This window comes from Providencia sp. PROV024 (assembly GCF_032709665.1).
In the GTDB taxonomy this organism is placed as follows: Bacteria; Pseudomonadota; Gammaproteobacteria; order Enterobacterales; family Enterobacteriaceae; genus Providencia; species Providencia huashanensis.
This window is the reverse complement of sequence record NZ_CP120545.1, coordinates 571,268-584,223: the sequence shown is the minus strand read 5'-3', so window position 1 is coordinate 584,223 and position 12,956 is coordinate 571,268. Positions and strand designations below refer to the sequence as shown.

Genomic DNA, 12,956 nt, shown 5'->3' with positions numbered 1-12,956 from the left:
TTTCTTTTTATCCCTTTCTCACCCCATCCCAATCTAACCCAAACTTTGCCAAATATTTTCGCAGCCTATCTGCATCATTTGGCTGTTTTTTATGTTGCCGTGAAATGGCAAACAGCTCACGCCCCGCTTCTGACAAAGAAGATGAACGCCGGCAAACTTCCAGCACGGTTGCTAACTGTTGCTGGTCGAATAAATCAATTTCGCCAATTTGCTTTGGTAATGTATTGGTTGATTTTGACTGCCATTGAGCTTGCAAACGGCCAATTTCCTCTTCGGCTACCGCTTTGGTAATACGCCCGCGTTCAGCAAACGTTGCCATTCGGTTAATGGAGGCACCCAACTCACGGAAATTTCCACGCCAATGGGCTTGAGGGGAACAGGCAAACTTCACATAAACGTTTCGAGCTTCGCTATCAAAACGAATTTGGCTTTGTTGGTCTTGGCAAAATTTGGCTAATTCATAATCAATATTCGGTTCGATGTCTTCACGGCGGTCACGTAAGCCCGGTAAGGCAAATGTCCACATATTGATACGGGCAAATAAGTCTTCACGAAATTTGCCCTCTTCCACTTGCTGCGCCAAATTACGGTGAGTCCCTGCAATTAATTGAAAGTCACTGTGAATTTCTTCATCTGAACCATAAGGAAAAAAGCTTTTCTCCTCAATGGCTTTCAATAGCATTGCTTGTTCATCTAGCCCAAGTTCCGCAATTTCATCGAGAAATAAAATACCGCCATCCGCTTCTTTCAGTAACCCACGCCTTGGGTTAATTGCCCCTGTGAACGCCCCTTTTACATGACCAAACAGCGTCGACATAGCGTTATCACCACGAAGCGTTGCACAGTTTACTTCCACAAATCGCCCTTTAACTTGATGGCGGCTTTCACGCAGTTGATAAATTCGCCGAGCTAAGAAAGACTTCCCCGCCCCCGTTGGCCCATTGAGTAAAATCGGGGCTTTAGAGCGTAGTGCGACGCGTTCGATTTGCTCAATCATGGTATTAAATGCCGCGTTGCGGGTGGCAATACCCGATTTTAAAAACGAAACCTGCTGTTGCTGCTCTGTTTGGAAACGGCTGGTGATATGGGCGTAACGGCTAAGATCAAGGTCTATCACCGCATGAATACCGGCAGGGTCTTTCTCCCGCTCCTTTTGGCTTGGGGAGGTTTGAATTAACTTCGCAGGCAGGTAATGAGCCTCGGTTAATAAGAACCAGCAAATTTGCACCACATGGGTACCCGTAGTGATATGTACCAGATACTCTTCATTATCAGTATCAAATTGATAATGCGAAGAAAAATCCAGTAATGAGGTATAAACCTCTTCAAAATCCCACGGGTCAGCAATATCCACCTCATGCAGTACCACTTCCGTATTGGGAGAAGCTTGTTCAATGTCCTCTTTCACCCGGTGCGCCATGCCATAGTCATTCACCTGATGCAGTAATTCAAAACGACCAATATCCAAATTAGGCTGTTGGCAAAGGCCAACCGTTGGCCGCCATTTTGTCCAGCGATTGGCTTTTTTGCCTCTTCTATCGAGTACTGTGCCCAATACACCAATGACCACTTTGCGTTTCTTATTCATGATGAGTTTATATAAATTTATAAAGTGCGATATAAAAAGATAATAAATAGCCTAATTCATTTCTCTTGGTAATGTTAGTAAAATTTAACCAGATATATTTATTTGTTATTTTTCAATAATATAAAATTTTTTAACTTACTTTAATAAAAGTTGGCACGCTTCTGGCAATTATATCTTCATCCACTGCCGGAAATTGTCTGAACTTCGAGTTCAACCGGTGCAGACATGGTGACTCAGTCACTACATGGTCTGTATGCCGCCGTCAGTAAGATACCTTGGTAATAGCCTAGCTATCAGGTTCGACTCCTGAAAAAAATACAAATCCAACTGTATAAAACTAAGCAGAAGTTAAGCTTGAAACCGCCACTCGAGAGCTTTGCCGAGTGATGAGCAGAAATTTAGACAGCCAATTTTGGCACTCTACTTTTCCCCTCACCACTTCGCTTTTTTCTTCAGTGCCGGATAAATATTGAAAAAGGAAAAATAATGAAAAAAATAAATATCGCTCAAGGACAAATCGCATTGACCGCTAAAAATGGGGATTTTAAACAATTACTGACTGCGGGTGAGCACCGTTTAAACGATTGGTTTAATCAATTGACGGTGTCATTGTTCACACTTGATAACGAACCTATTGATGAAAAACTGGCAGACCACTTACGCCAATTTCACCCTGATTGGGTTGATGATCACTGTATTGACATCGCTTTGACTGATGACGAGATTGGTTTTATATACTTGCACAATAGTTTGACAGAAATACTGCCACCAGCGAGCCGTCGGTTGTATTGGAAAAATAGCAATAATTTAAAAGTGGAGCCGCAGTCGCTAGAAAATAGCGTTATTGACTCTGTATTCGTTGCACGTCTGATGGGTAAAAAACGCATTAAAGGCAATGAGTTGGCCTTAATTAGCCAGGTACCTGCATGGCATGTCGGTATGCTAAAAATTGATGGTGAGATACAAGATTTATTACAACCGGGAACTTACGGTTATTGGAAAATCAACCACAAACCGGAAGTTGAGATAATAGACACTCGCTTACAATCATTAGAAGTTAGCGGACAAGAGATTTTAACCAAAGACAAAGTCACATTACGCATCAACCTGTGTGCCAACTGGCGCTATCACGATGTTTTGCTGGCATTCTCAAAACTGAGCCAGCCTGTAGAGCATTTATATCGTGAATTGCAGTTTTCAATACGAGAAATCGTGGGTACCCGAACCTTAGATGAACTTTTAGAAAACAAGCAGTTAATTGATGAGTTGATGTTGATTCAAGTCGCGCAGTGCGTCGTTGAGTTTGGCTTAGAAATCGATAGTATCGGTGTAAAAGACATCATTTTGCCGGGGGATATGCGCACTATTTTATCTCAAGTCGTTGAAGCCGAAAAATCGGCACAAGCTAACGTGATCCGCCGCCGTGAAGAAACCGCCGCGACTCGTTCACTGTTAAATACCGCAAAAGTGATGGAAAACAACCCAGTTGCGCTGCGTTTAAAAGAACTTGAAACCTTAGAAAGTATCGCACATCGAATCGACCAAATTTCCGTTTATGGTGGGTTAGATCAAGTATTAAACGGATTGGTAAAAATTAAGGAATAACAATGAATAACAATAACTTTAATCAATTAATTCAAGAAAATGGCGTGCCTGTAAAAATGTGGACCAACGGCGTGCCTGTAGACCCGAAAGCGGTAACACAACTACAAAACACCGCTAAAATGCCGTTTATTTTTAAGCACCTTGCGGTAATGCCTGATGTACACGTTGGAAAAGGTTCGACGATAGGAAGTGTTATACCAACCAAAGGGGCGATTATCCCTGCGGCAGTTGGCGTGGATATTGGCTGTGGGATGATTGCCGTGCGTACATCATTAACAGCGGCTGATTTACCAGATAGCCTGCAAAATATTCGTTTCGCTATCGAAGCGGCGGTACCACATGGTCGAACAACCCACCGCCATGGACGTGATAAAGGGGCTTGGTATCGTACACCGGATATTGTCGATACCCACTGGGCGCACTTGGATGAAGATTTTAAACGTATCTGTGATAAATACCCAAAACTACGTAACACTAATCATTACAAACATTTAGGGACATTAGGAACGGGGAACCACTTTATTGAACTGTGTTTAGATGAACAAGACCGTGTATGGGTAATGCTACATAGCGGGTCACGCGGGGTGGGAAATGCGATAGGTAACTTGTTTATCACGCTGGCACAAAAAGATATGCAACAGCATATCGCCAATTTGCCGGATAGAGACCTTGCTTACTTTAAAGAAGGTAGTGTGCACTTTAATGACTATATGGAAGCAGTGGGTTGGGCGCAAGACTTTGCTCGCCATAACCGTGAAGTAATGATGCACCGCGTATTGGAAGCACTATCACGTGAAATTCCAAAGCCGTTTATCACAGAACAAGAAGCCGTAAATTGCCATCATAACTATGTGCAAAAAGAACAGCACTTTGGTGAAGAAGTACTGGTAACCCGAAAAGGCGCGGTATCTGCACGAAAAGGCCAAATGGGGATCATTCCAGGGTCAATGGGGGCGAAAAGTTTTATTGTGCGCGGTTTAGGTGACGAAGAAAGTTTTTGTTCATGCAGCCATGGTGCAGGACGGGTCATGAGCCGGACAGAGGCTAAAAAACGTTTCTCTGTAAGTGACCAAAAAATAGCGACGGCCCATGTTGAGTGCCGAAAAGACAGTGATGTGATTGATGAAATACCGATGGCTTATAAAGACATTGATGCGGTGATGGCTGCGCAGTCCTCACTGGTAGAAATTGTTCATACCCTACGCCAAGTAGTATGTGTAAAGGGATAAAAGGAGAAAGCATGGAAACTAGCCATGAAAGTATATCCGTGCTGATGAAAGAACGGATAGGTAAAACACTTAAAGAAATAGAAGAAACTCACCACGTTAAAATACTCTTTGCGTGTGAGTCGGGTAGTCGCGGTTGGGGCTTTGCCTCCCGCGATAGCGACTATGACGTCCGGTTTATCTATGTTCACAAACTTGATTGGTACCTAACATTGGATAAAAAACGCGATGTGATAGAGAAACCAATTGATGATGAGTTAGATGTGTCGGGTTGGGAGCTTTCTAAAGCATTGAAATTAATGCGAAACTCAAACCCCGCATTAATCGAGTGGCTACACTCACCCATTGTGTATTTTAAGGATGAGGCATTTTTTACTCAACTGGAGCAACTGGCTGCACAATTTTATTCGCCACTAAAATCACGTTATCATTATTTATCAATAAGTAAGCGCAATTTACATACTGATTTTAAAGGCAAACAAGTTAAACTGAAAAAATACTTTTACCTATTGCGTGCTGTATTAGCATTACACTGGATAGAAAAAAGTAAAAACATGCCTCCAATGGCATTTTCAGAATTGGTGACTGCAACAGTCTCAGATAAATCAGTACGATTAGAAATTAATGAGTTGTTGGCGATAAAAAGCCAATCTGACGAAAGTCATTATGGTGCGAGACGGCCAGCTATAGACCAACTCGTATCAGAGACTATGACTAATGCAGAGCGAATGCAATTCCCTGAACCCGCTTGCCGTGATAGCCGTTTACTAGATAGTTTTTTCCGTACAGTTGTATTAGAAAATAACTAGCTATTGGTTATTCAAAAAAATAGACCATCAGAATATTTTTGATGGTCTTTCTTTAAAGGCAATGTCAAACACTTAAGAAAAATAATATTACCGCCAGCATGGGTTCTTCATAATTGAGAATTTCCCTGCGCCCATAAATGCCAATGCAATCGAGCTTAAGAAGAAATAAACAATACTTTCGATAGCCCAAGCGCCGGTTTTATCGAGTAAAAAAGTTTTATCCAAACCAATCATTAGCCATGCAACAACCATGGTAAACGCCACTAATAAAGCTGATGGACGCGTTAAAAAACCTAAAATAATAAAAATTGGGGCAACCACTTCACCTAAAATAGTCCCATAGGCAATAAATTCAGGTAAACCGTAAGAAGCCAGCAATGCCTTAATACCACTAGCCCCTGTTAATAATTTACTCATACCATGGAACAGCATTAGCCCACCAACCGAAAGGCGTAATAGCAACCTTCCTAAATCTTCATGAGACAATAAACGATTACATAGATTGACCACTTTATACCCCCTTAGAATATTTAAGCACATCATTAAGTAGTATGACTTAAAAACGTATTATGGCTTAGAAATATAAAGTAAGAATCATTTTAATTTGCATTTCTTATAACTAAATCAATTTTCATTTAATTATAATTTATTAACCTTTAACTCTTTCAAATATTACGTTTAATTAACGATTTAAACATCAAAAATACTGATCAATTAAACCTAACATTAAAAACTTTATGAACAATTTTTTACCGTGACCAGAGCAAGCTCAGTCAACGCATTATAAAAAAGGCTCTGGTTTGTTCGATTTAATTGCTCAGAAAACTGTGGTAACCAACTTTCTAAATGTTCATGCAATAATTCTTTTAATGCCTCTTCTCTCACTTGTGAAGCTAAAACCGCCGCTTGAAATAACATTAAACCAACATGGTCTGACGGTTCTGGATAAGGTGTTTGTACCGTCAAACGCTCACGTTTTAAAAAATCACTTAACGCCGCTGTTGATGAGCCTTGCAATACCCCTTCAGGGTCTAAATATACCGAGCCCCATGGTGGGGCTGGTAATGCATTTGGCCCAATAAATAGCGCTGTCCACTGAGTATTTAACGTCGCGATATCTATTTTAAGTGACTCCGTAATACGGCGGCTAAGCTGAGAACTTATTTTACAGGGCCACTGAGAGGCAAAATCATCGAGCTTGAAAAAATGAATAGCATAATCAGCTGCGTCGTCCTCTGGTGAAAATAAATAACAAGTACCCAATATATTAAATGCTGCTGCATAGTGTGAAAAATGGATCATACAACGGGTTATTTCCTAGGTAATAGCGGTTATTCATTTAAAGATGAATAGTATAAAAACAGTAACGTAACAGAAATTCAGCAACAATAGCGGCAACACAGCCTACAGCAAAATAAACCTGACTCGCTGATGCATGAATACCCAGCGTTGTTTGCCGAACTTGGCGATAAACCCCATACCCTAAAACCACGATAGCCAATATGCCAATTAACCAACTCCCTATGCGTAATGACCAAATTCCTTGATAAGCACGGATAGAATCAATAGGAAAGGTAATAGATTCATTATGATAGCCAGTGTGTAATAAATAGCTTTCGTATGCAGGCTGATAAACTAAACGCGCTAATAAGCTAAGAGCAATAACTGCCCATAATATCCACAACCCTCGGACTGGAATTTGCACATCAAGTGAACCAACATTAAAACGCAATAACATATTGATGAGTAAATAATATCCCGCTGCTCCCGCGGTAAGCATCGTGCCGTAAAACATCAAATAGGTGTTATCATTCATCCAAGTTAACATTGATGTATACCGATAAATTGACGCCATAGCATACACATCACAGAGCCCAGCAATAATGGCTAACCCTAACAACAGATATGACAATTCCTTTTTGAACCATAACCATAAAAAAGTCAGCCCAAGAAAAGCAAAGTAGCTTGCAGTGAGTACCACTTCACGACTTAACCAAGACGAGAAAATATTTAACAGTGAATTAGGGGCATTAAGTGGCACGCCTAGGTGCGTAATCGAAGATAACAATCCAACACCAGCAAGCACACAAGCAACCAATAAATACCATAAGAAAAACTGTGAGTTAATTTTCCCCGCTAACGCCGTGGATAATTTTTTCGCAAAGACCCCCAACATCACACTCAGCCCAATGGATGTTTGCATTAAAAATGTGAATAACAATAATGGCCATTCATTCATTTGGCATCTCCTTGTAAGTCTTGAGTACGACCCGCCCCTTGATGTGGGTGGATCACTAAATTGGGATGGGTAATTGAGGAATCTGGTAACCCACGGACATCCGCTTGGTCCCCATACTGTTTTCTCAGTTCATCAATGGGGCCAAACTGAATAGCTCCTAACGGGCAAGTCGCGACGCAGACGGGTTGCTCCCCTTTTAATTGCAAGTCGATACAAAAATCACATTTCGACATTTGCTTAGTTTCAGGGTTCATTTGAGGAGCACCATAGGGGCAAGACCAAGCGCAGGTTCCACAACCAACGCATTTGTCAGTGTTAACCATGACGATGCCGTCCCCTTCACGTTTATGCATAGCCGTCGTTGGGCAATTCTTCACACACATTGGGTCAGCACAATGGTTACATGAAATGGATAACGTATAAGCAAACACATTATTCACCAGCCCTCCCGTGCCGTTTTCAATAAATTCTCCCCCCGTTACTTCGTAAACACGGCGATACTTACGCCCCACATCAAGGTTATTTTTATCTTTACAGGCCACCTGACACGCTTTGCAGCCTGAACAGCGCGCCGAATCAATATAGAACCCTAACTGTTTGTTACTAACAGCGGGATAAACGTGGAATTTACTCATGCTTTAGTTACCTCCACCAATAAAGTTTGATGGGCATTACCATGTGCCATTGCTGTACTACGTGCCGAGGTTAAAACGTTAGCACAACCACCTTGGTCAACTCCGTTCTCATCGGGCTGCCACCATGCTCCGGCCTGCAAGGCAACAACACCCGGCATAATGCGCTGAGTTATTTTGGCAGGCACTATGGTGACACCACGGTCGTTATTCACCTTGACGCGTTCTCCATCTGTAATGTTTCGTCGTTTAGCATCAATCGGGTTGATCCACAGTTCTTGTCGCTGTACTTCTTGTAACCACGGGTTAGCAAATTGCGTTGAATTGGCACGATTACGGCCTTTCCATGTAATTAGTTGCAATGGATAACGAGTCGTGAGGGTATCTTCAGGCCCTTCAATGGCAGGCACGTAATGTGATAGTGCTGGAATATCCGCATCCTGACGCTCATAAAGGCGTTTAGAGAAAATTTCGATTTTCCCTGATGGCGTTTCAAACGGGTGGTTTTGTATATCTTGGATATTTTTCTCAAAAGCAACATGCCCCACATGCGGCTGATGCTTTAATAGATGACGGCGTTTTACCAAGAGTTCATCAAAGCTAGGAATATTATCTTCTGGGCGTTTTTTGTGCGCATCATTCACCAGATGTTCTATCCATTGCTTTTCTGTTCTACCTTCACTGAATACGTCACCTACTCCTAACTTTTCTGCGACTTCACATAACCATTCATAGTCACTACGGCGTTCAAATTCAGGCTCGATGACTTTTTCAGATAAAATAATGTAATTACCCGTCCCCCATGTGCCCCCGACGTTCCAGCGTTCTAAGAAACTGGTTTCAGGAAGCAAAATATCGGCATATTTAGCACTCGGTGTCATATATAAATCGCTGTAAACGATAAATTCGACTTTGCTTTCATCTTCCAGCACTTTAGCGGCATGCAAAATATCCGGATTCTGATTAGTCATATAATTACCCGCTAATGAAAAAATCATTTTGATTTCGGTATCGAGTTTTTCTGCATTTTTCAAACCGTTATCAGGGGTCACTAAATCTTTATTTTCACAGGCTTGAACCCAATTAGTGATATTGATTTTTGCTTTCACTGGGTTCTCAAATAAACTTGGGCCCGCTAAGGTTTTACGTAAATCAGGAGTGACTGCCATACCGTAGCCAGCAGCCCAACCGCCTTTACGCCCCACATTACCGGTAATAGTCGCCAACAAAGTCGCCCCTCTCGCTGAGCGCTCACCACAAATATGACGTTGAGGCCCCCAGCCCTGCATTAAGGCGGCAGGTTTAGTATTGGCATATTCACGAGCGAGTTGGCGAATAGTCTGTGCAGGGACCTTTGTAATCGGCTCTGCCCATTCAGGGGTTTTCACAATTCCATCTTTTTTCCCCATTAAATAAGCTATTAATGACTCGTTCTCGGGGACACCTTCAGGCATCTGATGTTCATCAAACCCGATGGTGTATTTATCAATAAAGGCTTGATCATGCAGGCCTTCGCTGATGATCACATACATCATCGCATCCATCATCGCGTTGTCTGTGGTGGGTAAGATAGGAACCCATTGATCAGCTAAGGATGATGCGGTGTCCGAATAACGCGGGTCGACAACGATAAATTTAGTGCCATTCTTTTTCATCTTTTGGAAATAATGATTTGAATGACCAAAAATCGTTTCGTTAGGGTTGTGCCCCCATAAGATCACTAAAGGCGTATTTTCTAAGGTATCTAAGGTACTACCACTCGCTGAGGTGCCATAAGTATATGGCGTGACTGCCATGGTATTGCCATTACTCACTGAATGGTAATTTTCCAGAAAGCCCCCCGTTAAGTTAAATAAACGGCGTAGCATGTTGGCACCAGAAAAAATACCGCCTGTTACCCCCGTACTCAAACTGACAAAACGCGATGCTGGGCCATATTGCGTATTAATACGCTGCATATTATCTGCAATTAACGTCGTCGCTTCTTCCCAGCTAATACGTTCAAAACGCCCTTCACCACGTTTACCAACCCTTTTCATTGGGTATTTCAAGCGATTTGGATGATAAACAAATTTTCGATAGCTACGACCACGTACACATGCACGCATGATCGGCATCTCTTCATCAAGGTCGGCATCAGGGCGTGTACTTATGCGTGTAACGACCCCCTCTTTGACATGTGCTCGAATATCACATTTTCCACCACAGTCAAAACTACTACAGGTTGATACGATGCGTTCCGCTGAGTTTTGAATGAGCTTAGTAGGGATGATCTCTGAGTCTTCTGGTGTTGAGGCAATGGTTTTAGCAGCAATAAAGGGGACAGCCATGAGTGCAGAGCTGCCTTGAATAAACCGACGGCGGGTTAGTGGTTCGATCAGATGTGTTTGGCTATCATTCCGATCTGGGTAATTTTTCATAGTAACTCTACCTCTGGCGTACATTAGGTTGCCGCGATAGAGTAAACATTTCCCTCTTAGCCAACTTTCGAAAAATCGCCAAACACATCGGAATTTCAGCCAACCATATAAAACATGTGGTTATATCAATAAAAATTGCCTATATTCATAAAACTAACAACAATATTTGAATCTCAGCCAACAAAATTGCCTATGCGAAATATTCCACTGAAAACAATTGATGCGACGCCTCGTGATGTTCTCGCCATTGGAACCGATTACTTACCGAATGTACTCTTGAGCTCTCATGTTCACCGTCGAGCTCAGTTTCTCTATGGTGCTACCGGGCTAATTGAAGTCAGCACCGCAGATGGCGAATGGGTGATCCCACCAGATAGCGGAGTTTGGATCCCCTGTAATACTCCCCATGAAACACGTATGCTGAATGTCAGCACTCGTAGTTTATATATCGAGCCAAAAGCAGCGCCGCGTAGGGGGAATCGATGTGAGGTATTACGGGTATCTCCATTACTTCGTCAGCTATTGCTTGAAGCCGTTGATACCCCGCTCGAATATGACTTAAATGGTCGTGATGGCGCAATGTTCCAACTTATTTTACATGAAATAGCACAAGCGGAGCCGCTTCCTTTCTATGCCCCCATCCCCCGAGATGAGCATTTAGCAACACTGTGTCGTGAGTTTTTGAAATCACCACAAATTACCTCTCTTCCCCAAGAATGGGCAGCAAAACTCCATAAGAGTGAGCGCTCGTTTAGTCGTTTTTTTGGAACTCAAACAGGGTTGTCTTTTTCTGATTGGCGGCAACAAGCTTGTTTGTTAAGTGCAATCACCCATATTTCTGCTGGGAAGTCGATTACTGAAGTGGCATTTGATTTGGGCTATAGCAATGTGGGGTCATTTTCAACCATGTTTAAAAGGTGGTTAGGGCAAAGCCCATCAAGTTTTATTCAACGAATTTCTGGGTAAGCTTGCCTCAGATAGTGCTCAATCCTGAGCACTATCCACTGACTGCTAACTTTATACATTGATTGCCTTTTTCATTTTTTACTCTTACGCCTCCTAATATTATCCGTTAGGATAAAACAAAAAAGGAGCGTGCAATGACCACTCAGTTTTATAGTTATCAACCCACAAAAGGCCACGGGCTTCCTCATGACCCTATCCCATCGCTCATTGGCCCCCGACCAATTGGTTGGATTTCAACTTGTGATAGCCAAGGAAGAACAAACCTCGCACCTTACAGTTTTTTCAATATTTTCAACTACTCCCCTCCAATATTGGCATTTTCAAGTGTTGGTAAAAAAGATTCCGTCACCAATGCGATTGAAACGGGAGAATTTGTTTATAACCTCGCAACACTGGCGCTTGGTGAACAAGTGAATATGAGTAGCGCGACTCTGGCACGTGGTGAAAGCGAATTTGCCTTAACCCAACTATCAACATTACCATCCACATTAGTTTCTCCTCCACGTATTGCACAAACACCCGTATCAATGGAATGCATTGTCACTCAATATCAACAACTTAAACGGGCTGATGGCCAACTGTTAGATACTTGGATGGTAATGGGTGAGGTCGTGATGGTGCATATTGATGAATCAGCCCTACAAGATGGACTATATGACTGTGCAGGGCAAAAACCTCTGCTACGAGCAGGTGGCCCAGCAGATTATTATTGGATAGAACAACAGCAGAACCTAAAAATGTATCGCCCTAAATAACTTAAAATTAGAGTGGTCAATATTGTCTGGCTATTAACCACGTTAGTCCCTTCCCTTTATCAGTAGAACTTACACACTAGTTGCTCACTGCTATCTGGATAGGAAAAGTGCGCCGTAATTAAGTCAAACTGTGCTTCAGAGGTTTGAAATGGGTTTTCCCCTGTTAAATTACGCGCTGCTAACCTTGCTTTACACTTTTGATTATCAACGTTTAATACATGAAAAACATAAGATGCACCAGATGATTGCGCTAAAGATTTCAACCATTGGCGCTGGGTAGGCGTGTTTGCAGGGAAATCCATCACGACGGTATTACCCGCAGCAACAAGGTGCTGAATATGCTTTTCTAGCACTTTTTTCACTAAAGCACTTTTTTCAATATAATCAGATAGTTCTTTAATTTCATTAGGATATAGTGCAGAAAGCCATTCGTCTTCGCACAATAAAATAGTACGAGGTTGTTGCGATAGTGTGTTCGCTAAGGTGGATTTGCCTGATGCGATTTTCCCACAAAGAAAATGCAACTGGGGTTCACTATTAGGGTTACCAAATTCACTACGACGAATCCATTGACCATGCTCATCTTGGCGAAAGCCCTTATTGTCATTCACATGGGAAATAAAAATAGCTTCATCCCATAGTAAGTTCAGTTCTCTTTCCGTCAGTTGATATTTTTTTATCACGCTATTCCTTTTGAGCTAAAAATGGCCCAAGTT

At 42.2% G+C, this 12,956-nt stretch carries 12 protein-coding genes; 5 read left to right on the top strand and 7 right to left on the bottom strand.

Going from position 1 to position 12,956, the window contains the following annotated elements:
- Window positions 1-7 precede the first annotated feature (7 nt).
- The gene (rtcR, locus tag P3L56_RS02600) at window positions 8-1,588 is read right to left on the bottom strand and encodes an RNA repair transcriptional activator RtcR (RefSeq protein ID WP_272686172.1); all 1,581 of its coding nucleotides are present in this window, start codon (window positions 1,586-1,588) and stop codon (window positions 8-10) included.
- A gap of 486 nt (window positions 1,589-2,074) precedes the next feature.
- On the opposite strand from rtcR, the gene P3L56_RS02595 reads away from it, so the two are divergent.
- From P3L56_RS02595 to P3L56_RS02585, 3 genes are read left to right on the top strand one after another with little or no spacing between them, the layout of a single operon-like run.
- A complete protein-coding gene (locus P3L56_RS02595) occupies window positions 2,075-3,193 on the top strand; it encodes a slipin family protein (protein ID WP_166685580.1) in 1,119 nt (372 codons plus the stop codon).
- A gap of 2 nt (window positions 3,194-3,195) precedes the next feature.
- Window positions 3,196-4,422: an RtcB family protein gene (locus P3L56_RS02590; RefSeq protein ID WP_198861114.1), complete on the top strand. Its 1,227-nt coding sequence runs from the start codon at window positions 3,196-3,198 to the stop codon at window positions 4,420-4,422.
- An 11-nt stretch (window positions 4,423-4,433) separates the two neighbouring features.
- Window positions 4,434-5,228, top strand: coding sequence for a DNA polymerase beta superfamily protein (locus P3L56_RS02585; RefSeq protein ID WP_042848434.1), 795 nt, complete (start codon window positions 4,434-4,436; stop codon window positions 5,226-5,228).
- A gap of 87 nt (window positions 5,229-5,315) precedes the next feature.
- On the opposite strand, the gene P3L56_RS02580 is transcribed toward P3L56_RS02585, so the two are convergent.
- From P3L56_RS02580 to P3L56_RS02560, 5 genes are all read right to left on the bottom strand, one after another.
- Window positions 5,316-5,771: a DoxX family protein gene (locus P3L56_RS02580; protein ID WP_071547663.1), complete on the bottom strand. Its 456-nt coding sequence runs from the start codon at window positions 5,769-5,771 to the stop codon at window positions 5,316-5,318.
- Window positions 5,772-5,963: 192 nt separating this feature from the next.
- Window positions 5,964-6,530 carry a molecular chaperone TorD family protein gene (locus P3L56_RS02575; RefSeq protein ID WP_042848437.1) on the bottom strand — a complete coding sequence of 189 codons (567 nt, stop codon included), beginning with the start codon at window positions 6,528-6,530 and terminating at the stop codon, window positions 5,964-5,966.
- A gap of 37 nt (window positions 6,531-6,567) precedes the next feature.
- A complete protein-coding gene (locus P3L56_RS02570; protein WP_042848439.1) occupies window positions 6,568-7,467 on the bottom strand; it encodes a dimethyl sulfoxide reductase anchor subunit family protein in 900 nt (299 codons plus the stop codon).
- Window positions 7,464-8,102, bottom strand: a complete 639-nt coding sequence (locus tag P3L56_RS02565; protein ID WP_042848441.1) for a DMSO/selenate family reductase complex B subunit — start codon at window positions 8,100-8,102, stop codon at window positions 7,464-7,466. The genes P3L56_RS02570 and P3L56_RS02565 overlap by 4 nt, the downstream gene beginning before the upstream one ends.
- Window positions 8,099-10,519, bottom strand: coding sequence for a DMSO/selenate family reductase complex A subunit (locus P3L56_RS02560; RefSeq protein ID WP_272686173.1), 2,421 nt, complete (start codon window positions 10,517-10,519; stop codon window positions 8,099-8,101). The genes P3L56_RS02565 and P3L56_RS02560 overlap by 4 nt, the downstream gene beginning before the upstream one ends.
- A gap of 192 nt (window positions 10,520-10,711) precedes the next feature.
- Between P3L56_RS02560 and P3L56_RS02555 the strand changes: the two genes are divergently transcribed.
- Window positions 10,712-11,485 carry an AraC family transcriptional regulator gene (locus P3L56_RS02555; RefSeq protein WP_042848444.1) on the top strand — a complete coding sequence of 258 codons (774 nt, stop codon included), beginning with the start codon at window positions 10,712-10,714 and terminating at the stop codon, window positions 11,483-11,485.
- A gap of 134 nt (window positions 11,486-11,619) precedes the next feature.
- Window positions 11,620-12,240 (top strand): flavin reductase family protein, encoded by a 621-nt coding sequence (locus P3L56_RS02550; protein ID WP_129466998.1) that lies wholly within the window; start codon window positions 11,620-11,622, stop codon window positions 12,238-12,240.
- A gap of 59 nt (window positions 12,241-12,299) precedes the next feature.
- On the opposite strand, the gene P3L56_RS02545 is transcribed toward P3L56_RS02550, so the two are convergent.
- Window positions 12,300-12,923: an AAA family ATPase gene (locus tag P3L56_RS02545; RefSeq protein WP_272663757.1), complete on the bottom strand. Its 624-nt coding sequence runs from the start codon at window positions 12,921-12,923 to the stop codon at window positions 12,300-12,302.
- Window positions 12,924-12,956: the final 33 nt, after the last annotated feature.